The 24,029-nt window shown below is 56.2% G+C and carries 19 protein-coding genes and 2 pseudogenes; 10 read left to right on the top strand and 11 right to left on the bottom strand.

All coding sequences use genetic code 11. The features are described from left to right. Position 1: 1 nt before the first annotated feature. Positions 2 to 964, bottom strand: coding sequence for a UDP-glucuronic acid decarboxylase family protein (locus tag I6F17_RS14655; protein ID WP_225130657.1), 963 nt, complete (start codon positions 962 to 964; stop codon positions 2 to 4). 151 nt (positions 965 to 1,115) lie between these two features. On the opposite strand from I6F17_RS14655, the gene I6F17_RS14650 reads away from it, so the two are divergent. The 3 genes and pseudogenes from I6F17_RS14650 (at position 1,116) to I6F17_RS14640 (ending at position 3,373) form a co-directional block, all read left to right on the top strand. Further along, entirely contained in the window at positions 1,116 to 2,162 is a 1,047-nt protein-coding gene (locus tag I6F17_RS14650) for a glycosyltransferase family 2 protein (protein WP_225130597.1), read from the top strand. A gap of 66 nt (positions 2,163 to 2,228) precedes the next feature. Continuing rightward, positions 2,229 to 2,427: pseudogene (locus tag I6F17_RS14645) on the top strand (GDP-mannose 4,6-dehydratase); the annotation flags it as partial. Continuing rightward, positions 2,408 to 3,373, top strand: a pseudogene (locus I6F17_RS14640) (GDP-L-fucose synthase). The pseudogenes I6F17_RS14645 and I6F17_RS14640, both read left to right, overlap by 20 nt. Positions 3,374 to 3,575: 202 nt before the next feature. Here I6F17_RS14640 and I6F17_RS14635 read toward each other — a convergent pair. Next, complete coding sequence (locus tag I6F17_RS14635; protein WP_225130596.1) at positions 3,576 to 3,848, bottom strand: hypothetical protein; 273 nt, start codon at positions 3,846 to 3,848, stop codon at positions 3,576 to 3,578. 194 nt (positions 3,849 to 4,042) lie between these two features. Beyond that, complete coding sequence (locus I6F17_RS14630) at positions 4,043 to 5,116, bottom strand: ABC transporter substrate-binding protein (RefSeq protein WP_225190432.1); 1,074 nt, start codon at positions 5,114 to 5,116, stop codon at positions 4,043 to 4,045. 223 nt (positions 5,117 to 5,339) lie between these two features. On the opposite strand from I6F17_RS14630, the gene I6F17_RS14625 reads away from it, so the two are divergent. The 7 genes from I6F17_RS14625 (at position 5,340) to I6F17_RS14595 (ending at position 14,945) form a co-directional block, all read left to right on the top strand. Continuing rightward, positions 5,340 to 6,782: an undecaprenyl-phosphate glucose phosphotransferase gene (locus I6F17_RS14625; RefSeq protein WP_225130594.1), complete on the top strand. Its 1,443-nt coding sequence runs from the start codon at positions 5,340 to 5,342 to the stop codon at positions 6,780 to 6,782. A gap of 20 nt (positions 6,783 to 6,802) precedes the next feature. Beyond that, a complete protein-coding gene (locus I6F17_RS14620; RefSeq protein ID WP_225130592.1) occupies positions 6,803 to 7,765 on the top strand; it encodes an NAD(P)-dependent oxidoreductase in 963 nt (320 codons plus the stop codon). Positions 7,766 to 7,864: 99 nt separating this feature from the next. Next, a complete protein-coding gene (locus I6F17_RS14615) occupies positions 7,865 to 8,908 on the top strand; it encodes a glycosyltransferase family 2 protein (RefSeq protein WP_225130590.1) in 1,044 nt (347 codons plus the stop codon). A gap of 106 nt (positions 8,909 to 9,014) precedes the next feature. Then, on the top strand, positions 9,015 to 10,967 hold the full coding sequence (locus tag I6F17_RS14610) for a hypothetical protein (RefSeq protein WP_225130588.1): 1,953 nt from the start codon (positions 9,015 to 9,017) through the stop codon (positions 10,965 to 10,967). A gap of 196 nt (positions 10,968 to 11,163) precedes the next feature. After that, the gene (locus tag I6F17_RS14605) at positions 11,164 to 12,264 is read left to right on the top strand and encodes an acyltransferase (protein ID WP_225130586.1); all 1,101 of its coding nucleotides are present in this window, start codon (positions 11,164 to 11,166) and stop codon (positions 12,262 to 12,264) included. A 180-nt stretch (positions 12,265 to 12,444) separates the two neighbouring features. Next, positions 12,445 to 13,608 carry an acyltransferase gene (locus tag I6F17_RS14600; protein WP_225130584.1) on the top strand — a complete coding sequence of 388 codons (1,164 nt, stop codon included), beginning with the start codon at positions 12,445 to 12,447 and terminating at the stop codon, positions 13,606 to 13,608. Between the two features lie 137 nt (positions 13,609 to 13,745). Further along, complete coding sequence (locus tag I6F17_RS14595) at positions 13,746 to 14,945, top strand: hypothetical protein (protein ID WP_225130582.1); 1,200 nt, start codon at positions 13,746 to 13,748, stop codon at positions 14,943 to 14,945. A 5-nt stretch (positions 14,946 to 14,950) separates the two neighbouring features. Here I6F17_RS14595 and I6F17_RS14590 read toward each other — a convergent pair whose 3' ends face one another. The 8 genes from I6F17_RS14590 to I6F17_RS14555 all read right to left on the bottom strand — a co-directional run bounded on the left by I6F17_RS14590 (position 14,951) and on the right by I6F17_RS14555 (position 24,028). Then, positions 14,951 to 16,396 (bottom strand): oligosaccharide flippase family protein, encoded by a 1,446-nt coding sequence (locus tag I6F17_RS14590; RefSeq protein ID WP_225130580.1) that lies wholly within the window; start codon positions 16,394 to 16,396, stop codon positions 14,951 to 14,953. Continuing rightward, positions 16,393 to 17,535, bottom strand: coding sequence for a glycosyltransferase family 4 protein (locus tag I6F17_RS37945; RefSeq protein WP_225130579.1), 1,143 nt, complete (start codon positions 17,533 to 17,535; stop codon positions 16,393 to 16,395). Before I6F17_RS37945 ends, I6F17_RS14590 begins: the two co-directional genes overlap by 4 nt. Before the next feature lie 102 nt (positions 17,536 to 17,637). Further along, entirely contained in the window at positions 17,638 to 18,963 is a 1,326-nt protein-coding gene (locus I6F17_RS14580) for a hypothetical protein (protein ID WP_225190431.1), read from the bottom strand. 48 nt (positions 18,964 to 19,011) lie between these two features. After that, positions 19,012 to 20,232: a glycosyltransferase gene (locus tag I6F17_RS14575; RefSeq protein WP_225124591.1), complete on the bottom strand. Its 1,221-nt coding sequence runs from the start codon at positions 20,230 to 20,232 to the stop codon at positions 19,012 to 19,014. Positions 20,233 to 20,257: 25 nt separating this feature from the next. Continuing rightward, positions 20,258 to 21,139 carry an aldo/keto reductase gene (locus tag I6F17_RS14570; protein ID WP_225124590.1) on the bottom strand — a complete coding sequence of 294 codons (882 nt, stop codon included), beginning with the start codon at positions 21,137 to 21,139 and terminating at the stop codon, positions 20,258 to 20,260. 27 nt (positions 21,140 to 21,166) lie between these two features. Then, positions 21,167 to 22,480 (bottom strand): Gfo/Idh/MocA family oxidoreductase, encoded by a 1,314-nt coding sequence (locus tag I6F17_RS14565; protein ID WP_225124589.1) that lies wholly within the window; start codon positions 22,478 to 22,480, stop codon positions 21,167 to 21,169. Between the two features lie 391 nt (positions 22,481 to 22,871). Continuing rightward, entirely contained in the window at positions 22,872 to 23,261 is a 390-nt protein-coding gene (locus I6F17_RS14560; protein ID WP_225124588.1) for a hypothetical protein, read from the bottom strand. Further along, positions 23,258 to 24,028 (bottom strand): hypothetical protein, encoded by a 771-nt coding sequence (locus tag I6F17_RS14555; RefSeq protein WP_225124587.1) that lies wholly within the window; start codon positions 24,026 to 24,028, stop codon positions 23,258 to 23,260. Before I6F17_RS14555 ends, I6F17_RS14560 begins: the two co-directional genes overlap by 4 nt. Position 24,029: the final 1 nt, after the last annotated feature.

The following is a 24,029-nucleotide window of genomic DNA, read 5'->3' as shown; positions in this document are numbered from 1 at the left end:
CTCACTGCACGCGTCCTTCAGAGCGCAGCAAACCATCGAAATAGGCAATAGTCTTCGCTAGGCCGTCATGGAGTTGCACGGATGGAGACCATCCCAAGGTTCTGCGTGCACGATCGATATTTGGCTGCCGCTGCCGGGGATCGTCGATTGGAAGCGGCTGAAATTCGATAGAGGAGCTCGATCCGACAAGCTCTATCACAAGTTCGGCGAGTTCGATCATACTGAACTCGGCCGGATTGCCTAAATTGACGGGGCCCGTGATGTCGTCACCAGTATCCATCAGGCGCAACAGTCCGTCGATCAGATCATCAACATAGCAGAACGATCGAGTCTGAGTGCCGTTTCCATAAATCGTGATCGGCTGGTTTGTGAGCGCTTGCACGATGAAGTTCGAAACGACGCGCCCGTCATTGAGACGCATTCTCGGGCCATAAGTATTGAATATGCGCGCGACCTTAATTGAAAGGTTGTGCTGACGTCTGTAGTCGAAGAACAGAGTCTCAGCACAGCGCTTGCCTTCGTCGTAGCAAGATCGGGGACCGATCGGGTTCACTCTACCCCAGTAAGATTCTTCTTGCGGGTGCACTTCCGGATCGCCGTAGACTTCTGATGTGGAGGCTTGCAGGATTTTTGCGTTTACTCGCTTGGCCAAGCCAAGCATGTTGATCGAGCCGTGCACACTGGTTTTTGTCGTTTGGACCGGATCGTATTGATAGTGAATCGGACTAGCAGGACACGCCAGGTTGAAAATTTCATCCACCTCGACGTAAAGCGGAAAGGTAATATCGTGCCTCAGGAATTCGAACCGTGCCGAATTCAGCAATCCTCTGATGTTCTCCTTTGAACCGGTGTACAGATTGTCTGCGCAGAGAACGTCGTGTCCGGCGCGAAGCAGCTTTTCACACAAATGAGAGCCGAGAAACCCCGCGCCGCCAGTAACTAGAATGTTCTTGCCTTTGCGTATCACTAAGCCTAACCCTCAATAGTACTCAGATATTTACCTTATATTGCTATGCTCAGAGTAAGATGTCGGTTTTTCCGATAAGACCTTACGTGATTGCCGCTCATAGTACAGCTCAATTCAAGTTAACCATTAAAGCCGCCCGAGAGCCTTTTTGTATTGCGTAATTGACCAGCTTATTTCGGTGATCGTACCGGCGTTCAATGCCGACAGCACCATTCGCGAAACCGTGAAGAGCGCGCTAGATCAAACCTATCGGAATATCGAAGTAATCATTGTTGATGATGGATCAACAGATGACACAAAGGCGATTGCGGCGGAGCTCATCAAGAACGACGGGAGAGTTCGCTACATCCACCAACAGAATGGTGGCGTAGCGTCGGCCCGCAATCGAGGAATTGCCGAGGCGAAGGGAGACTTCGTCGCGACGCTCGACTCCGACGATCTTTGGTATCCCACGAAGTTGGAACGGCAGATGGAACGCTTTGCATCGAGGGGTTCCAATACTGCACTCGTCTACGCATGGTGCTGCTGGATCGACCCATCGGGCGTTATCACGGGCGCCGCTCCACCGTGCCGGCTTGAAGGTAAAATACTTCCGCAGATGTGCCTTGGCAACGTCGTGATAAGCGCTAGTAATGCCTTGATCCGGAGGGAAGCCGTAATAGCGGCTGAGGGGTTTGACGAAACGCTGCGGGCCCGCGGGGCACAAGGTTGTGAAGATTGGAAGCTCTACCTTCAGATTGCTGATATGCATGAAATAGGAATGGTACCGGAATATCTCATTGGATATCGGATCTCAGCTGGCTCAATGTCCGATGACTTTTCTCAGATGATGCGCTCGCGCAGATTGGTCGAAGCTGAATTCCTCCCGTCACACCCTAACCTCGCTCGACAGTTTGCGTTAGGAGAACTCGTGCTCGCTCGTGCATTGGCGGTAAGAGCGATCAACCTAGGCCAATACCGCGCTGCATTTGAACTGCTAACGAAGTGCCAGGGCGGCCGAGTACGAGCGGCTGCGAGTTCATTAATTTGGATAGCCGGCGGGGTGTGCCGAAGGCTATTCAAGTACACTACTTCCGGTCGCCATCAGCCGAAGAGATTTCTCGCCGGCCGACCTAACCAGCAGGTCAGCGGCTTGAATGGCAAGGAGCATCGCACGATGATGAGTGTCTCGATGCCGCGAGATCGAGCTGGATAGCCGAGAAGGTCGGTCACAAACATCTGCTGCGGTCAGCAGCCTGAGCTGCTGCCAGTCGACGCAAAGAGCGGCACGACGGTTGTGAAGATCGATCCTTCCTATTTCCGACCCACCAAGGTCGATCTCCTCGTCGGCGATGCCAGCAGGCGCGGCAGGTGCTCGGCTGGAGGCCGAAGCGGAGCTTTGCCAGCTCGTCGAGGAGATGGTGGCGAACGATCTCGCCGAGGCGAACAAGGACGCAGCCCATGGCAAGCGCACCGTTTGAACTGAAGGGAAGAAGCGTCTACGTCGCCGGCCATCGCGGCCCATGGTCGGCAGCGCGCTCGTGCGCCGGCTGGCACGCGAGGAGGTCGAGCTCGTCACAGCTGACCGGCGCGAGGTCGATCTACGCAATCAAGCCGCCGTGTTCGACTGGTTCGCGCGCGTGCGGCCGCAGGTGATCTTCCACGCCGCGGCGAAGGTCGGCGGCATCGTCGCCAACGACACGTTGCGCGCCGAGTTCATCTACGACAACGTCGCGATCGCGTCCAACGTGATCCAGGCTGCGCATCAGAACGGCGCCAAGAAGCGGATGTTGCTTGGCTCGTCCTGCATCTATCCGAAGCTGGCGCCGCAGCCGGTGCTCACAGGTCCGCTGGAGCCGACCAACGAGCCAATGCGATGGCCAAGATCGCGGGCATCAAGATGGTGGAGGCCTATCGCAGCCAGTATGCCAGCGACTTCATCAGCGTGATGCCGACCAACCTCTGTGGCCCCGGCGACAACTTTCACTCCGAAATGAGCCACGTCGTCGCCGCCCTGATCCGCCGCTTCCACGAAGCGAAGGTCTCGGGCGCGCAGAACGTCGTGGTGTGGGGCACCGGCACACCGCGACGCGAGTTTCTCTACGTCGACGATATGGCCGATGCCTGCTTGTACCTGATGAAGACCCTATTCCGGCGCCGAGCTGGTCGACATCGGCGTCGGCGAGGACATCGCCATCGCTGAATTCGCACGCGCCAAAGCCGACATCGTCGGCTATGGCGGCGCGATCAGCTTCGACACTTCGCGTCCCGATGGCACTCCCCGAAAGCTGCTCGACGTCGGCCGCCTTGCCCAGCTCGTGCTGGCGGGCGACTATGCCGCTCAGGCATGGACGGAGTTTGGGTTATCAAAGTTACCTGAAATCGCTTGAGGGCGGAGGAAAACACACGCTCCAATCACCTCTGTGAGATGCAGTCCCACCAAACAGCTAACACAATCTTCGCCATGCGACAGCCTGTCCCGGCCCGACAAAGATATTCATGGTGAACCTACGCTGCGCGCATAAAAGGTCAGCACACAGTGAAACAGAAACGAGTAAGGCAGCCGCATCGGCTCTGCGGCTGCCTTGAAAGATCGTTGAAAACGGCCCGCCGCTCGGCTTACTTCAACCTAGTACGCCCGGCGCAGGACAGCACCGACAGGCGTACAAACCCGGTCCATATACCAACCATAAGGCGTCTCGACGCGCACCAAGGGACAACGGCGCACCGGCACATAGCGGTACGGGTACGGCTGCGCCCAGAACGTAATGGGCGTCACCTGGCCCTGACCCGCGAGCAGGACCGCCGGTGCCGCCATCTGCATCGCGGCATTAGCTCCGCTCGCTGCGCACAGAGTAACCGCGACGGCAACAAGGCCCGCTCGCATCAACGTCTTAAACATCCCGAAAAGCTCCTCGAGCCTGCGGCTTCCCGTCGCGCCCGCCCCATCCCAGTTAATAGAAGCGCCTTGGTGAGCCGCGCGGCCAGCCCAAATAGTTGACGAAATTTACCAACGCTGCCGGCAGAAAAGCAACCGCTGCCGGGCGGCCGAGAGCTTTTTAGGTCGATATGGCGCGCAGGTGTGGCTTCTTGGTCCTACTTGTCCTCATTCCAGGCGCCCGGAACAGCGAGGCCGGGTGAACGGCGGTACACATCCCGAAGAAACTGGTAGTTGACCGCCTGTGCCAGCGGTACATCCTCTTCACCCAGCTTGGCGAAAAGCAGGACATCCCGAAGCGTCCGCCAGCGGCTTTCGTCGTAGTCTCCGATACGGCCGCCCGTCGGCAGCACGAGCGAGCGCTGCTGCTGGAGCTCGAATTTGAGCCGTTCGGGGTTCAACCTGGCCTGACCGCCGACGGCAAGAACAGGCACGCTCCTTGCATAGTCGGCGTAGGCGAATTGCCATCCTCGAATGAGCCCCTTAAGAGCGTCGGCGATTACGGACGGCTTGTCATGAATGAGATCATTGCTCGCGAAATAGACCTGGCCCGGTACATGGATGCCGTAGTCCTGCGGCTTGATGACATTCAGCTTCAAGAAGGTCGAGCTGGAAGGATCAGGCTGATCGTCAATCGCGGCAATGATCGCATCCACCTCCCCGGCCCTCAGGGCTTCGAAGCTGTCGCGGTCTGGGACCTTGGTGATTTGGCTGCGGGGAAGCCCGAGCTGCGCCATCATGGCATCGAAAACAGCGTCTCCCTCACTTGCTCTGCGGTATCCAACTCGCTTTCCGACCAGATCAGCTGGCCGCCGCAATCCCGAGGCTTGGAGCGTGAAGATCGCCACAGAGGTGTCGAGAAAGCTCGCAGCGAAAGCGGTCACCGGGACACCACGCCAGCTCGCCAGCAAGAACTTCTGGCCACTTGTCACGCCGATGGCATGTTGGCGTGCGACCGTCTGGACGAAGTCAGGATCGCCGGGCTCGGCGGACACTTCAATACGAGAGGAGAAAAACCCCTGCTTGAATGCGGCGAGCTCGCCCGCGAACCGTGCGCTAGGTGTCCCGTCCAGGAAGAGCTTAATCGCCACGCCTATGGAAGCCGTCGGCCCTCGTAAAGGCTTGTCGGGCAGAAGGAGAAGCACAGTACCCACGAATGCCACGGCAGCAAGGCCAATGGCTAGGTAACGATTCCCTCTCGGCCGGATCCGCCGCCGGGATTTCGTTGGCAATAAGAACCTCCTAGCAAGCTGTAAATTTGGCATATCAATTGATGTGAGGTGAGCTACAATGCGACCGGGGTAAGGTTAATTTTCCCTTAACATTGTTTTACCAGCGTCTTTGATCGATAGCACGGCTTGTTCGGGCAATAAATTTTGCGTCAATGGATTTGGCAGAATGACAATTGTTACTATCCGCCCTGTGCCCGTCTCTGATTCTGCGACGGGAATTCGCGTGGTCGAGCAAACTGCATCAACATCTGCGGGCTTTTCGCCCAGCTGGCTGCGTCCGCTGGTTGTTGAACGCTCGATGGCCGTAATTGATGGAGCGTTGATCGTTATTTGCGGAATTGGCTGCGCGGTCGGCTATCTCTTGTCCACTGCAGGCACCGTCGGCAAAGCCAACGTCTACGCAGCGGCTAGCGTCCTGGTCGCTATAAACTTCATCCTTCTAACGTTAGTGCAGCAGGGCTATCGCCTCAAAATCATCACCGATCTGCCGCGCACATTTCGGATGACACTGACGACGTGGACCGGCCTGTTCGGCGCGCTACTTGCGATCGCGTTCACGATGAAGGTCAGCGAAGAGTTCTCCCGCGGCGCCACGATCTCGTTCTATCTGGTCGGCCTCGCCGTCCTGCTCGCCTGGAAGAGCGTGGCCGCGCGCTGGACCGCGCATGCCTTACGCACCGGCGCCTTTGCCAACGGGCGCGCGGTTATGATCGCCGAATTCGGCCTTGCCACCTCGTCCAACGCGGTCGAAGACCTCGGCCAGCACGGCTACCGCCTGATGCGGGTGATGGAGATCCCGGCGAAGGAGCTCGCTTCGCCGCTCCTGCTCTCCTCGCTGGCGCCGCGCTTCGAAGAACTGATCACCTACGCCCGCGAGAATCGTATCGAGCACATATTCCTGTTGATGAACTGGGGCCGGCAGCATGCGATCGACAGTATTCTGGACGCGCTAAAGATCCTGCCCTTGCCGGTGCATCTGGTGCCGGACGCCAACACGGCGCGCTTCCTGCGCTACCCGCTAGTCGGGACCGGCAGCACCCTTACCGCCGAGTTGCGCCGCGCCCCGCTCACGTTGCGCGAACGCGCGCTCAAACGCGCGCTTGACATCGTCGGCGCCTGCCTCGCGCTGCTTGTGTTCGCCCCGGTCATGCTGGTGACCGCGCTTCTGATCAAGGTGACATCGACGGGGCCTGTGTTCTTCCGTCAGACCCGCCACGGCTTCGGCGGGCGCACGTTCAGGATCTTCAAGTTCCGCACCATGCGCGTGCTCGAGGACGGCCCGACGATCCAACAGGCGCAGAAGAACGACCCGCGCGTAACCCCCATCGGCAAGTGGCTGCGCAAGACCTCGATCGACGAGCTGCCGCAGCTCCTGAACGTGCTCAAAGGCGAGATGTCGCTGGTCGGCCCTCGCCCGCACGCGGCCGCCCACAACACCGAATACGAGCAGATCATCGGCAATTATGCCTTCCGCCACCACGTCAAACCGGGCATCACCGGCTGGGCTCAGGTTAATGGTTATCGCGGAGAAACCAGTACGCTCGACTTGATGCAGAAGCGCGTCGAACTCGACCTCTGGTACATCAACAATTGGACGCTGTGGTTGGACATCCTGATTGTCATACGGACTGCTTTGATCAGCCTCGGGCAGGCTAGGGCTTATTAACTCCAGATCGGAACATTGAAATGCCTAAGTCAATTGTTGTCTTTGGAGGGTCCGGCTTTATCGGCACCCATTTGCTTCGCCGCCTTGTTTCAGAAGGCGCGAACAGCATCATCTCTTTCGATCTCAACCATCCCAAGGAAAGGCTGCCAGGAGTCACGTACCGGGTTGTCGATGTGCGCAACCTGCACGACGTCAACGTAGAATTCGACGTTTCGCGGATATATAATTTGGCGGCGATCCATACCACCCCCGGTCATGCGGACCACGAGTACTTCGAGACGAACGTCGCCGGCGCGTTGGAGATAACCAGCTTCGCGGCGCGGCATAGCGTTCCTGAAATCATCTTCACGAGTTCGATTTCCGTGTATGGACCTGGCGAGTCCGTAAAGACAGAAGAAACTCCGTTAGAGCCTGCCTCCTCATATGGGCACTCCAAAGCGCTCGCAGAGCGCATACATCAAAACTGGTTCGACGGAGATAGCAGTCGCAGGCTGACCATCGTGAGACCTGCCGTGGTCTTCGGTAAGGGCGAAGGCGGCAATTTCACGCGACTTGCAAGGCTCCTCCAGAAGGGTTTCTTCGTTTACCCGGGACGAAAGAACACCGTGAAAGCCTGCATTTACGTCGGCGATTTGCTTGATGCCATTGAGTTTGCCCGATCGTCCCCCGAGCGTTTCGTGCTGTTCAACGCATGTTATCCGGATCGCTACACAATTGAGGATATTGTAACCGCGTTCCGATCGACTTCCTTTCCAAATGCGCGCGAGTTTCTCATTCCCGAGCCGGCCGTGAAGGCTGCAGCAGGCATTCTCAAGCCATTCTCTGCTCTTGGTTTGGGCATTCATCCCGACCGTGTCATGAAGCTCGTCAGGTCGACGGATATTGTCCCCGGCTGGCTTCAATCCAAAGGTCAAGCGCAGCTTGGACGATTGCAATCGGCATTGCTCCGTTGGAAAGACGAGTCATCCGGACTGTTCACATAGCTGCTCCTTCGAGCATGCTAGAGAGGGAGTGTACGTACTTGCGATGAGGAGCTATCGAACGGATTACGTTATCTTTCTTTTGACCGCACGACGCAGATCATGAATCATCACACCCCCCTTTCAGAGACGGTTCGGCAAAACTCCAAGATAATCGTCGTGATTCCGACGTTGAATGAAGAGCGGACGATCGTTGCCGTTATTGCTTCGCTTGCTCGCGAAAAGGCCAGACTAACCAATCTCCAGATTGTCGTCGCTGACGGAGGTAGCGCGGACCGAACAGTCACGTTAGCCAAGGAACAGGGTAAGATATTTTCCTTCGTTAACGTCATTAACAACCCAAAGCGCTTGCAAAGTGCAGCCGTCAATCTGGTTGCTCGGCAATGGTGCAATCAGGCCGACGTGCTGGTTCGTTGCGACGCACATGCGCACTATCCTGAACGCTTCGTCGAGCAATTGCTCACGACACTTATCAATACCGGCGCGGACTCCGTCGTGGTCCCGATGGATTCAATTGGGCGCGACTGCTTGGAGAAGGCTGTGGCCTGGGTTTCAGACACTCCCTTAGGATCCGGCGGGTCGGCGCATCGCGGCGGCAAACGCAGTGGCTTGGTCGACCATGGCCATCACGCAGCATTCAGGTTGTCGAGTTTCCTCGATAACGGAGGTTATGACGAGACCTTCAGCCATAACGAGGATGCCGAGTTCGACTGTCGGCTAAATGCTCGCGGTGGAAGGGTCTTTCTCGACGGAGATATCCGCCTAGAATATCACCCACGCAATACGTTCCGCAGCCTCGCTAAACAGTATTTCAATTATGGCAAGGGCCGCTCGCGAACTGTGCGCCGACATCCTCATGCAATGCGACTGCGCCAGATTGTGGTGCCGGCCCATTTCGTACTTACGATCGTTTCGTTACTTGTCGCGCTTATCGCAGGAAGCTGGCTGGCTCTTGCCTGGCCGTTCCTGTATTTGGTCGTGCTGACGGCCATGTCGCTTTTGCTCGCATTCAAGCACAAATCCGTCTGCGGGCTGCTGGCCGGTGTTGCTGCGGCATGTATGCATTTTTCATGGGCATCGGGATTTTTCTGGGGATTCATCAACATAAGAGAACAGCGTTGGCTGCCCGTGAAGACTGCCGCCTGATGCAGATCCCCCGAGCATTGAAGCGGGTTAGACCCTAAGCGATGAGGCTGTCAGATAGTATGCTGTGGCCAGATTCCAGTACGAAACGACAACCGGTAGCTGGGCGATGAAGGCGACCAGAAGACGATTTCTCGCATTGGGTTACGGCGCCGGAATCGGGCTCGGCTTCGATTTCGCCAGACGAGCGAATGCCCGTCAGCCGAACTTCACGGCCTCGTTTGACGCTGCCGTCGAGAACTACACCCCTCTCGCCGACTATAGCTTCGGAACGGGCGCAGCACCCCGTGGAGCCACGCGTATCGCCGATGCTGACAGCCTTGCTTCCTTCTTCAACCACTGGGCGGCAAATCTCAGGTCGCCGACCGCGACGATCAATACTGAGAACCAGCGCTACATGCCCTTTTCTTCAAGGGAAAACTTCGTTTTCGCCGAGGACGCGCTGGAACTGACCGCGACGCTCCCGCATGGCGGCGGTCTCGCGGCGGTCACCGTAACTGCGAATACGGCCGGTTCGCGGACCCTCGCCATTTCGGACGCAAGCGCCGTCTTCGTCGGGCAGGTCGTTTCTTTCGGAGAACGGCAGCTCGAAAACCAGCACGTCACGCTGGGATGCAGCATCCGCGGCAAACTGGCGGATGGCGACAATGTCACGCTGAGCTTCGATCTTTCGGCCATCGGCCGGGAGGGGATCACGTTTAGCGAGACCGCAAGCGCAACTTCTACCTATCGGACGCTGGCGCAGAATCTCGTCGACCGAGTGAACGCCGATGCGCGGCTGAGGGCGCTCGGCATTGCCGCCGTCAAGGGAGTCAGCCCCGGCAGTTACTGGATCACCTATCCCCGCCTCGATAATCCCGGCGGCCCCTCGTTCGGTAGGGCGGCGAATGGCTCCATGCAATGGCTGAGCCTTTCGGCCAGCCGGAACGGCAGCGTGACGCATGAGCGCAAGTCTAGTGTCGTCCTGACTTGGGTGACGGGACGCGAGGGCAACAAAATCACTCTCAACCATCCGGTGACTGCTCAGGCTGGGCAGAGGCTTTTCCTCATGCCTTCAAAAATGATGGAGCGGTCCGATGCCTATCAGGGCATTTCCGCCATGATTCCGCTCGCCGATACCGAGGGGCTGGAGATCGGACAGGCTGTCACCTTCGGTTACAATGACCGTCAATATCGGCCGATCGTCTCGAAGACGGCCGACAGTATCACCGTCAACGACAGCGTCAGCGTCACGGAGGGCCTGTTCGTCACCTCGCAGCCGATCTGGCTGGCGAAAGTCGCCGCCGAGGTCAAAAACAACAGTGTACTCACCTTCGAGATGATCCCCGCCGGAGTGCGCGTGGGACAGCAGATGATCCGGCAGGACACCAATCCCAACAACAATGTCAAAGTCGTCGCCATCGACCGGACGTCCTCGCCGCAAACAGTGACACTCAGCGGGCGCGTCACCATGCCGGCGGACGGCACAGCCCTCTTCCATCCCCCGATCCATTCGGGGCAAATATGGTCAAAGCTCGGTTATACGCCTGGCGAGTTCGGACGTGACTGGATCGCCCTCGAACTGGAATGCGACCTGCCCGACACCGCCGATATCGGCGCATGGCCGGCTTTCTGGCTATTTCGTGACTTCAATCAATTGACCGACATGCCTACTCCCAAGGACAGCGCCTCGGAAATCGACATGACTGACCTGTTCGTTTACTGGTCCAACCTGAGCACAAACTGCCATCGCCCCGCCAATGGCAAACCTACGAGCGAAATCTATCGCAACACCGCCTTTCATAACGGTGAATACGTGGTGGGAAACAACATGGGGCTGAAGACCCGCAAGGTTCAGGCGATCTGGTCCACCGATCAGGTCTTCTACTACATCGACGGCATTTTGGTCTGGGCGCGCAATTTCACCTACAACCGCTCGGCACGAGCGCAGATCGCGGCCAATCTGGCTGTCGGAACAACTTCCGCGAACTTCACCGGCAACGGTTTCTTTCCGCTCGACTTTAGTCAGTTTCCGATGAAGTTTCGATTGAAGCGCCTGCGTATCTTGGCGGCGGCCGACTGAACCTCTCGGGACGTGACGGCGACGCCACGCGAAAACCAGGACTGCTTGAACAGGGGTCACCATCCATGCCAGCGCTCTTACCATCGGGAAATGCACGGGTGTCCAGCGACTTCAACGAAGTGGTCATGAAAATGCGACCGCATTCGCTGCGAGCTCGAAATCCGTTTCCGTTCAGGCTGCTTTTGAGCTTAGCCGCATGAATGAAATGAATAGCTTACAATACTTAAGAGCCACCGCCAGTATCGCGGTCGTCTTTTTCCATTGCGGCGGCAAGGGACATATCGACTTCTCAGTCGGTCAATCCGGCGTGGATCTGTTTTTCATCATTAGTGGCTTTCTCATGATGGTGATTACCAACGAGCACAGCAATCCGCGAGAATTCCTTCAAAAACGCCTCCAACGTATCGTTCCGCTTTATTGGGTGGCCACGACCGTCTTTTTGATCGGGGCAGTAGCAGGATTTTTTCCGAGTGTAAGGCTGACAGTCTGGCACATTGTCTCTTCCTATCTCTTCATTCCAAGCGTGTCCCCGAGTAACGGACACATCTATCCGCTTCTCGTTCCAGGATGGACGCTTGCGTACGAAATGTTCTTTTATCTCAGCTTTGGTATGATGCTTTGCCTACGAACCACTGAACGCCGCAGGCTCATCGTTCTCACGACTGTATTTGTCGTTCTGATTGCAGCGGGGCAAACACTGGAGCCGGAGCAAGCCATACTCAAGACGTTCTCGAACCCGATGCTCCTTGAGTTTTTGGCGGGATGCTGGATCGGTTTGGCCTGGAAAGAAGGCTACCGAATTCCGTCATTCTTTGGCGTAATCTCAATCGGCGTCGGAGTGCTGCTGCTATCGGCTACCATGCTCTACGGCCGGTTTGCGCTCGATCAGTACCGCCTGCTCTTCTATGGTGCCCCGATGTTGCTTGTCTTCATTGGCGCTCTCCGTTACGAACAAATTGGCGCGGTCGGAAAATGGCCGGTATTGCGTTTCCTTGGCAACGCAAGCTACTCGATTTACCTGTGGCACACGCTTGCGATCTCTGCCGCCGCGAAGGCGGCGATCGTGATGGGAATCGGCGACATTGCGACATTTGCATTCCTAGCGCTCGCCGGCATTGTCGTCGGCTCGATCGGTTATGCCCTACTTGAAAGGCCCATGCAGAGTGCGATCAAGTTCAGCGATCGCGCCACGCACGGCGGAGGCACAGATCGCGGCCAATCTGGCCGTAGGAACGAACTTCCGCAAACGTCACCAGTAACGGCTCCATCTCGCTCGACTCGAGCCGGTTTCCGATGAAGTTTCCGATTGAAGCGCCTGCGCATCTTACCGGTGGGCCGATTGAAGCCTTTCAAGACGAGGCGGCAACGCATCGCGCAAACCGAGACTGCTCGAACAGGGGCATCCATCATGGGGCCCGCTCTCGGGTGACTTGGCGTTTACGAAAACCGTATTGTGTGACGAATTGAGATCAGAGCTATGGCACGTGAGCAAGTCACTTCGGTGCAGTCAGCCTTTTCCTTCTCCGACAATAGCCTCGACTTGATTCGGATAATTGCCGCAGCTCAGGTTGCGGTCTATCACGTTTGGACCCGCATTCAACCGAGCGAGAGCGGCGGCTGGATAATTGAGGCGCTGAAGTATTTTCCCGGCGTGCCCGTTTTCTTCTTCATCAGCGGTTTCGTCATAGCCGCCGCATGGCGTCGCGACCCCGATATTCTTCGCTATTGCGTATCACGCGCGTTTCGCATTCTGCCCGCCTATTACGCCGTGTTCTTGTTCTCGCTTGTGTCCATCCTGCTGCTTTACAGCGATTCGGTTCATCAGAATCTAAAGCAAATGGGGCTATGGATCGTTGCTCAGATCGTCCTTCTCCCAAGTTGGAATCCCGATTTTCTGAGAGAGTACGGCAACGGGACGGTCAATGGCTCGCTCTGGACTATCCCGGTCGAGATTTCGTTCTATGCTTGTGCGGCTGCAATCGGCCTCTGGGGTCGGGATGGCCACCGAACCACGCGCCTTCTCATTTCGGTAATCGCAGTCTCGCTGGCTGTAAATGTCTACGCGCATCACTTCATGACGCCAGCAGGCGAGAAGGCAAGCTTCGCGACGAAGATCCTTACCGTATCGCCGCTGTCCTTCATCAGCTGGATATGGATGTTCTGCATCGGCGGACTTGCGTCCTTATGGTTCGACACGATCGTCAGGCCCGCCGTCCGTTGGTTCTTTCCAATTTTGGCAATCTTCCTGGTTCTCTCGGTCGTCGGGACGCTGTGGGAGATACCGGGGGTCCTTCGCCCCTTCGGAAACAATGTCGGCTTGGCCAATATGGCCGCGATCGCGGCGCTGGTGTTCAGCTTCGCATTTCGTTATCCGGATCTGGGACGAAAGCTTCTAGGAGGAAATGACTATTCCTACGGTCTTTACCTGTTCCACTGGCCGGTTATGAATCTGTTTCTGGAACTTGGCTATAGCGGCTGGTATTGTGTCATCCTGGCTCTTGTTGGTTCGGCGGCGATGGCAGTGATCAGCTGGTGGTTTGCCGAAAAGCCGATGTTGCGCATGGGAAAATCAGTAAGAGAACGGTTACGCGCGCAGCAGCCTGTGAGTCCCCGGCAGCAGAGCCAGTTGATCGCTCCATGAACGTTGCACCGTCCAAGCGTCGGCAAGCCACGCCCCCCAGATCACCTCGTCCCAGATAGCTCTTCGGACCATCCTTAGGGCGGAGCCGTCAGCTTGGATATCGCGTTTATTCTTAGAATCCTGGAAAGCGCCGACAGATGCAGGAAACACGCAACGCTTCTTCGAAGAACGGCATAAGAGTGCTTGTTTGCAGCGGCTTCTTCGAAAGTAGCCTTCCTTCTTACAGAGAATACTCCTACTCAAAAGAACTAGCGTTGCTCGGTTTGAATGTAACACTGATGTGTGGTGACAAAAGCCATATATGGTCGAGAAGTCGCGTCAAACTGCCCGTCACGAATCCAACCATCAACGACCAATTATTTACGGCCGAGACCGGTGTCCGGTTGTATCGCCGGAAGGTCTTCTTCCGTTACAGCGATTTCGTACTCTACGTTCCGATAATCCGGGCTATCCGAGAGGCGGACATCGTCCATGTTATCGAGTTTCGCCAGGGCATCACCGCCATTGTTGCGCTGCTGGCGAAATCGCTTGGAAAGCCTGTCATCTACGATCATGAGCAGCGCGGCGACAGGACATCGAAATGGTATAGCCGTGTAGATAGCTTGTTTCGACGCCTATTCATCTTCATTGGATCGTTGGCGGTATCTCAGGTCCGTCACACGGTATTGGCAAATCGGAACCATTTTAGATCCTGCACTTTCAGGCGCGTGCCGGAAATGCTCGCACCACTCGGCGCTGATCCGAAACTTTTCTATTTTTGCTCGGAAGAGAGAACCAAACGACGGAAAGATCTCGGCATCGCAGATTTCGAACGTGTTGCTGTGATCACAGGCAAACTACACGGTCTTAAAAAGATCGCAGATATCGTCAGGGCGTGTCGAGCACGTGGCCTGCGACTGATGCTCGTCGGCGATATGACTGATGATGTTAGAGACAGCCTTGGGCAACTACCACCGGGCAATGAGATTGTGCTTCCCTCAGTACCGACCGAGCAATTGCGCGCCGTGTTTAATACAGCGGATGTCGCTATCTATACGACTTTCACCCTTTCTTATTGGGAAGCTCTGTCTACAGGTATTTCACTCGTGGTACCGAGGACAGAATTCACCGAACTGATGTTTACCGATGCCAGCAACGTCTCGTTATTCGGCAATCCGGAGATGTTCGAGATTCCGGACGAGCAATATCGGAAGGATATCGATATCACGAGCTTCATCAGCGACGCTTTAGGGAACATCAATATCGGACGCCGCACCCAGACCTTGAAGTTTTCTGCGGCGTCACAGGCGAAAAAGCTGGCGGAAACCTACCGATCCATCCTAGAGCTCGGAGCATGATCGGCTCAGACGTCAAATCGCGACCGCACGTGCTTGAAGACCAGTCGGCATGATTTCAGGTCCAGAGCCGCCGCACACAGTACGTAAATACATCCGCCTGCGGCGACAGCAAGAATAAACGACGCAAGGTGGACATTGGGTCGTAGAAAAGGTGTCAGCACGAAAAGGCCGACCGTCATGACGGCACAAGCAAGCAACGGGCGCGCGAGGGGACGAATCTGACCTGCGAAGGAAATTTGTGTCCGGAGTTTCAGGCATCGGCTGAGGATCGGCACTTGTATCGCCTCAACGCTGATCCAGATGAGCACAGCGTCAAGCGGACGCTCCACTCCAAACACCAAGATAGCGACTGCGAGCAATACGAACTGGGCGATACTCGAGACGATTTGATCACCCGGAAAACCGGCGGCAATTAGCGTTGTACTCAAGACCATACGCGGCACCTGAAGAAGAACGAGAGTGCCCAGATAGACAACATAGATAGAAGATGGGAGCCAAGCTTCGCCAAATAGCAGCGATATGCTCTCTTCTGAGAAATATGCCAAGCCCGCAAACAGAGGGTAAAGCGCCAAGCTTGCGAGATACATGAATGTTGCGAAATGTCGTCTGAACGTTACGAGATCTTCGTGCGTTCGCGACAGCACCGGCAAGGCGACCTGCTGCAGGGCGCCTGCGGAAAGCGACCAGAGCGTATCAATCGTTCGAAACGCGACGTTGATGTAACCGGCTTGCGCGACTCCAAGCAAGACCCCCACGACCATGATGAATATACGCCGCAACGAGAAGTTCAGTAGAAGGACAGTCATTGATTGCGCAGCGAATACAATCAATTCGCGAAATAAAACTTGGTCAAAAAGCAACTTTGGCTTTCTTGTAGCCCTCCAAAGAAGGACGAATGTCGAGACCGACACCATAACGAACTGCTGCGCTACAAGACTCCAGAGTCCCCCGCCAGCGAATGCCAGAGCGATCGCGATCAGTGCACCCAAAACGCGGCCAAGGATTGACCTCACGGCTAGCGACTTGAATTCAAGATGTCGCTTATTATCGGCGACAGTGACCGCGCCGAGGCTGCTAATTAGAACGCATGGAGAGAGCGCCACCAAGACGTAACAAGTTAGGTCGTTCTCGAACAACAAACTTAAAAAGGGGGCTGATCCGGCAATGATCAATGCCATTACGAGGCCTGTCACCACCGTGGTTGTGAACGCGGTATCTAGATCTCTTTCAGAAAGCTCCGCCTTACGGATTACCGCATCGTGAAAGAACATCGTGACGGCCGTGGTCGCGATCTCAATGAAAGCGAGCCCAACTGCAAATGCTCCCATCTCTGTAGGCGTTACACGCCGTGTCACAATGACAAGTGTCGCAAATGACAGCGCAGCGAGCGAGGTGCCCTCAAGAAAACTCCAGCTAACGGAGGCAAGCGCCTTCCTTGGATGAAGGCTCACGAATTCGCCCCATCGTTTGTTGTCAGTCCGTTCAGAAAACTCTTAAACGATGCATCGAAGTCAATCGCATCCCTCACTACACGCCGAGCATGAACCTGAAATTCGCTCGCTGCATCTGGGGCAATCAATCGATCCAATTCGGCGTCTAAATTGATCGAGGAATCAAAGGTAGAAAGATTCTTGGCGGGAAGATATTCGATATACGCATCGATGAACGACGCCATGACCGGCGTTTCCGCTCTTAGTGCCTGCAGGAGGACAAGAGGGACTCCCTCATAGCGTGATGGCAGCAGAAGCACGTCGATAGCCTGTAGATAGAGTTCAACCCTCTCGGTCCAGGATACGATGGAAACTGAAGCGCACTGCTTCTGAGTCAGGGCAATTCGTTCAGCGTATTCGCCCGCGCCAATGAAGAGGAAATGCCATTCGGTCGAACGCTCGACGAGGGGGAGGAGTAAGTCGATCCCTTTCTGCCTAACATCAAAGCGGCCAATGAAGGCAGCAATCTTCTTATCCTGCGGCAGCGACAGCTCGGTGCGTGCATCGCCTTTCGAAGCGGAGGATGCGGCCGGCACGAAATTCCTCGCGACCTGAATAGGGCCTTCGAAGCGATTTTCCCGCAACTGCGCGGCGACAGCGTTGGAAGGCACGATGTAGCGCTTCGGCAAACGATAATAAAGCATTCGCAGTGCGTCTTGTAACCGTGACGAGAATGAGGGGCCGCGTAAGTCACGCATCAAATGCGCCATCGGCAAATAGCTCACGAGATCTGCGCACCGCGGCAGAGCCAAGGCTGCGGTGCAGAGATGCTCGATGCGTCCCTGCAACAAAAGAACGGTCTTCGGCTTCAGCGCGTTGTATTGTTCTCGGATGAAGTTCTTGTAGCGGATGCGGAAGGGAGCTCGGTAAGGTTCCCCTCTGAGTTTGTAGAACTTACTTGGAATAATTTCGATACGTCCGTCCGATATGGACTGCAGTTCTTGAATGAAGCGCTTGTTTTCGGCTGGGACGATAAAATGATACGTTTGATACTCGGCCTGAGTGAGCAGCTTATCGAGGAAACTCAAGAAGGCAATCTCATGCCCGCCGAAATCCAGCGTGTCGCTTAGAATCAAGATCGCGTTGTTCTGCCCCGACACTTTCCCGCTATCCCCTGACGAAGGTGGCGTCTTCGATGCCCAGCTCGGTACTGTCACCGCGCACTGCGGCAATCCGACAGGGCACGTTATCGACGGCGGCCATCATCGTTTGGCTTCCGTGTAAGACCGACCCAGCTTAGCGCTTCGGCGGGATGGGAGTTGCCAGTTTTTTGGCCACAGGATAATCAAACCGAATATGACGGCCAGGAATACAGGTTGGAGCAATTGTCCTCCGGAAGCGAGCCAAGCATAAAATCCGGCGATCTTCAGTTCTGCAGGTCCTCGGGATCTCCAAAGGCAGACGATCAAGAACAGGACACCCGCAGCGGCACCCAGAATCCCGTACTCATAGAGCAGTTTTGCCCAGGTCGGGCCGTTGATTTCCCATCGGCCCTCATACCAAATGTCGGCATACATATTCAATGAAGGTGCAAGGCTGCCGGAACCATTGCCAAGCCATGTCCTTTCGAAAGAGCTCATTCCCGCTCCGACGACCGACTGTGGTGCGATGAAGCGCGCCCAAGCGCTTGAACCTTCCCGGTTGAACTCGTCTAACCTATGCAGGAAGTAACCATCGAAAACAAATGCATCGAGTGGGGGTATGATAGCAAAGCCGACGACCAGAATGACCGCTGCACGGAGAAGCGCCTTCGATTTGGTCGGTATCAGCAATCCTGCCGCGGCGACGAACATTCCGGTGCCTGAAAAGCTCAGCAGGATGCCGACGCCGTACACTGCGAGACGCAACAACCTGCGAAAGTACAAGAATTCTATGAGAATAGCGAATCCGAGAAGATTCGACAGCTCCGAAGGCTCTCTCAGAAAGAATCCATTGGCTTTGAAAAAGCTGCCAGCGTCGGCCCCCGTGTTCCAGCCGCCTTTATCCACGATGGCACGAGGAATGATCAGCGAAATATTGAAAACCCAGGAGAGCCGTACGACGAATTGGGACAGGAACTGTACCACTGCGATAACGGAGATAACGATCATACAGTTCAGGAAGAAACGGATAGCATTTTCATAGAGTCTGTCCGTGATGGCAGTTCGAGCAACCGTAAACACGAACGGGAAGTAAAGGACGATGAGATAATACATCGACGCTGAAGAAATGTTCGGCCCAGTCGCCGATAGCTTCGTCAGTAGAATACTGTAGACAAAAATGAGGTAGGCTCCCAGCTTCGCCCAATCGAGCGCCAGGTTTCTTTCGAGAAACAGAGCCGGCAGTGCCGCATACATCGCGATCATGCTGATGCTGAGGGAAAAATCCTCCTTCAAACCAATCCCGAAATAGGCAAGAAAAATAAAGGAAAAGATGATGCCGAGCACAGCTCTTCTGGTGAGCGTATGGAAGGCTCGCGCGCCAGGATCTCCGACAATGAAGCCCGTCGGAGCGAACTTGGGTGGGTTGCTATGAATGTCCGAGGCCATTTTGATAACCGTTGAGTTTGCAGCGATCGAGGTTCGCTACGGCCCACCCTAGCTCGCCCGCCACTGACTTTTACGCGATTGCAACGTTGCTCCAACCTCACTCACTTTCTCGACGAACCGCTTGCCGTTGCTGGACCAGTCGAAGAGCCCTTTCGCGGCTTGGAAGGCCGCGACCTGCATCCGCTGGAGCCTGTCGGGATCGTTCACCGCTTCGACGATTGCCTTCAGCAAAGGTTCCGTTTCCGAATGGCTCACAACGTGAGGAGCCACCGTATCCGGAAGCCCTTCGAGGGCATGTGTATAACCACCGACCGGCACGCGTTGGAAAATATAGTCCAGCATCTTCAGCTTGAAGCCACCGCCGGTCCGGTCCACCACAAGGCCCATCCTAGCATTGTCGAACTCGGCGGTCGGGTCGTCCACGAAACCGAGCAGCCGCGTCGCTTTCCACTGGCGCGCTCGAATTTCATGGAAATCCTCCGGGATCTTGCCGATGACCCGGAATTCGATTCCGTTCTGGAAAAAGAACTCGTCCGCGCTTTCGACGAATTCCAGCAGGTTCATTCGCTTGGCGAGCCAAGTATAGGAGCCGATCGCGATCACCCGTTTCGGTACGGCGTCTGAAATCGTGCGGGATTCGACGACGCCGCCACGATGTCCCGGGGGGATGATCAGGCTGTCCAGCTTGGGATTGACCTTTCTGAAGCTGACAGCATCCTTCTCCGTGAGCGTGACCATTAGATCGCAGCGGGCGGCGAGCGACTGTTCGGCGGCTGCGGTACGTTTGGCATTCAGCTTGAGAAGGGTCCTCTTGACCGGGTTGCCGGAATAGGTTTCGGCGATGTCCCGGGTAACATGCGTTTCGAAATCGTGCGCGACATGAACGACCGCTCCCCGGAAGCCCGCCTTGTCGATCAGGGGAATCGCAAGTGCAAGCGCGTAGTGGTCGAGCACCACAGCGTCCCAGGTTTCGCGCGTCAGAGCCTGAAAGATCGCGTCCGTGTATTCCCGCACGTCATTCTTTGCACCCGACATGGGTAGACTGCTGTAAAGGAATTTCAGGCTCGAGTTTGTCCTGGCATAGACGGGCCGCCAGTTCACCGAGGAGGGTGACGGCTGGAACTGTCCTTTGCTTTGGTCGGTGAGGCCTATATAGGACAGCGTCACGCCGGGCTGCTCAGCGACGGCGCAGACGAAACTGTAGCTGTAGACGCGGTCTCCTGCATCCAGGGTCAAATCAACCGAACGGCCTAGCCAAAGAACCCGCACTCGTTGTCTCCTGTCTCTGCCGTTGCTACGCGACGTCCGGGGCCACGCGTTTCGAAGCTTGGTAGTCGTTGATAAGGCGAAGCAGCCGGCTTTCATTCGTCGTTCCGATAAGGACGACATCGACGTCGACACGGCTCGCAGCAAAAATGAGCCGATCCCTCACGAACTCTGGTGACAGAGGCACGCTGTCGGCCGGGCGGGCACCACCGAATATCTCGCGTGCGATCACGAACAAACCGGCTGCCCGGCGCTTGCGCAGCCGCTCCGCATCGACACCATCCAGGACGTCAAGCGTGACCTGGACTGCGTCGATCCGATCGTCGTCGAGCGCAGCCTCAAGGGATTCGACGTCTTCGCAGGCCGCGCCGATCCTTTTCGCCGCGCCGCGCCGCTTGATTGCCTGAAGCGTTGAAATAGCGTCCTTCTGTCTCAGGACCCCCGCCGATGGGCTGTGCAATAGGAGAACATCGACCGAATCTGTTTGCAGCCGCTCAAGGCTTTCGCGGAATTTCCGTTCGATATAGTCGCTCGAAAAATCCTGCGGCAGGGTTCGCGCGCGGACCGTACGGACAGCCGATGCGCCGCCGACCAGATTCATCATCGACTTGATCATGCCTTTCATCAGGAAGGCAGGCTTGAAGTACCACGGAAAGTATTGACCAACCTTGGTGCAGATGACGAAGCTGCCGTTGCTGCTTCGAAGCAATCTTCCGATATGACGTTCGCTGTCGCCTTGTGCGTAGATATCGGCCGTATCGAAAAACGTGATCCCCACCTCCGCGGCAGTCTGAAGAAGCCTTTCCGGCGGTGTGCCATTCTTGGCGCCGATCGAACCTAGCCGGCTGCAACCAAGCCCGATGCGGGCCATGTCGCTGATGGATGCGTCCGCTTGCACGGTGGATGCCACTTTCCGGTTCCTTGACTTTTCGCGCGATCAGCGCTTTTGCAACTTGTCGATAAGCTTGCCGAGTCGACTTTCCATCAGATGCTGCCGGTAGCCGGCTTTGTAGTCGCGTTGCCCGGCGATCATGTCAGGCAGGGGGGCGATCTTCTCGAATGTGGTCTGGGGCACAGTCGCAATGCCGCCGGCGCCTGCGCGATGCACAATCATGGTGAGTTCATTGATATGGATCAGAAAATCTGCCGGGACCGGCTGCCTTCGTCCATCGCGCATGGCCCGGTCCATTTCTGCGAGCCCCAGAAGCTTGTCTTGCGCGTAAATTTCGCGCCGCCGCAGCCAACTGACGAACTTGTGCTTAAGCGATATGCCGACGCCTTTCTCCGCCTCGACCGCATGGGATTTCCAGCGCCGCACCAACTTGAGCTTTCTGCCGCCAATGCCGAAGATCCGCCCGATGAGCGGCTGATTACGTGCCGTATAGGCCTTGCGGGCAGCCAGGCTGACACGTGAGTACCGCTCCAAATGGACCGGCGTCTGATCGTGGAAGATATTGTCCGCGCCGAGTTCACCGGCATCACCGATGATGCGGAAACGGTGGTCGCGCGGCGCAACCCACGAGCAGGTGATACGCGCGGCGACCCCGTTTTCGAAGTCGAGGCACACGACGGAGAGGTCCGGCGTATCGGCGGGATTGAGCGGTGTATCCGTCTTGTGCGCTATCAGATGCTTGGAATAGGCGGTGACCGCTCTTGCCGGACCGAACATCGCACAGATCCAGACGAGGTGATAGGCTAAATGCTCCACCGTGCAGCCTTCCTGCAATTCCTCCACATAGGGGAAGGGCGCGCCGGTCGGACTTTCCATCTCTTCCAGGTTCATCAGATGGGCGGGATTGTCGTCCAACTCGCCATAAACGAGAACCGGCTTGCCGATAGCACCGTCCAGCACGGCTTTCCACATCGTGGCGACGGAGTCGCAGTAGAGATTGCATGGAGCACATGCAAATACGAGGCAGCGTCTCTCCGCCAAGGCAAAGAGTTCCTTGGTCGTATTGAGCTCGGTCGTCACCGGCTTTTCGGAGTAGACATGCTTGCCTGCTTCCAGAGCGCGTCTAGTGACGTCATAGTGGGAATTAATCGTCGTCAGGTTGACGACGATCTCCACACGCGGATCGGCGAGAAGTGCGTCATAGTCCGCATAGACATGAATGCCGTAATGTTTCGAAACGATCTCAGAGCGGCGCCGGTCGATATCGAAGACGCCGCAGATTTCCATCTCCGGATAAGCCCAGCGTGTGCGCATATAGATGTCGAAGACATAGCCGCAACCGACGAAAGCAAGCTTCATATTCCGTCTACCTGTCTTCCGACGATGACTGCGCAAGACGACATCACGAGAGATTCTTCGCGAGAGTTCATGAGTGTGCTGAACGCAGAGCTGGGTTGTTTACCTGGAGCCCGTCCAAAACGGTCATCTTCGATTTCATGGACTAGTATGCGTCGGGCTCAAGCGGCCGGGAGAATGCGGACGCTTCGCTACCGAGCATCTCAATGCTCTGAGCTTTCCAGAATCTCAATTCGTCAAAAGCGAATATCAACATCTTGCTCCTTACATACGTGCCAAGGTGCACCTCATATCGATCGCAAGCCCGAAGACTCCATGTCGCAAAGCCGGTCTTCGGCTTGGTTAGACAATATTTCTTGAACACCCGCTTGCAATCGACCCGACATCAAAACCGCTATTTTTGCGAGATCGAATAACGAAAATTCCGCTCCGTCGTCGTTCCAAGGATCGTATCAACACGGCCATATCCCGACAGATGAAATGCGTTGCACTTGCTTGAGTTGAAATAGCACACCGTTACACCGATCGCGCGAGGGCAGCTGTTTTTGACGCTCACGACGTGATCCATAAGCTTGGGATTGACCACGCGCGATCTTGCTGCCGCCTCCACGTCCAGACAGGGGCGACCAAATGCATTTTTGATGATCGGTGCAGTGGTCTGCTCTGCCGCTCCCTGCAGCGTCAGGCTAGAACTTGCGGACTGTGCCTGCCCCGCGACATTCACGGTGACAAGCAGGGTCCAAGTAGCTATGCCGCACCAAGATCGTGATCGGAATTGTTTCATCTCCAAGGCCTCTCGTCATAGGGAACGTCGGGAATTCTCAACTTGAGGCCATCCGCAGCAAGGCGTCTGTAGAGGTTTTCTCGCGACACCAAATTCGCCTGCACGAGAGCCGGAAGCAATTCTTCTCGATGTGCCGAGCCCACCCCTTTCAGGATCAAAGCCGCCTCGCTGCTGAAACCGGCATCGACGATTTGAGCGAACTCTGAGATAGCCACACGCCTGAGAGAGCCATCGAGAAACGGAAACAGTCCAAGAGTAATCCGATTCCGGCGCAGCGCGAGCCAACCCTCACACGGACCTATCCGATACGATGCAGCAAGATACTTAATGTTGACTGGATCAAATCCATTTCTAGTCAGCGCCACCGAATACAACAACATCCACAGAAAAGCGTCATTTGGATTCGAGGCAAGCGAAGTTTTCAGGTCGCGTTCGGTATCAGCGATCTGGCGTTCTCCATCATCCATTCCATCGGGACGCCCCATTGCTCGCTGCGCCAATTCCAAACGGATGAGAGCCTTCGCCCGTGAAATCGATGGCTCCGAAATCAAGCTCCTCGATGTTTCCTCGAGGTACGCCAGGCTTTCTCCTAGCGCGCCTTGCTTGAAGTACTCAGCCGCCATAACTCGACCAATGATATCGCGGGCCGGCGAAGCTGAAACAAAAACCGGCGAAGTGATCGCGGTCCACAAGAGGCCGACCAGACCGAACACAAGCAGGCAAACGCGCAGCACGCTTCCCAGGCATCTTCTACGAAGATCGCTCACA

The sequence above is a fragment of the Bradyrhizobium sp. NBAIM18 genome (genome assembly GCF_020193825.1).
In the GTDB taxonomy this organism is placed as follows: Bacteria; Pseudomonadota; Alphaproteobacteria; order Rhizobiales; family Xanthobacteraceae; genus Bradyrhizobium; species Bradyrhizobium yuanmingense.
This window is presented reverse-complemented; position numbering and strand designations above follow the sequence as displayed.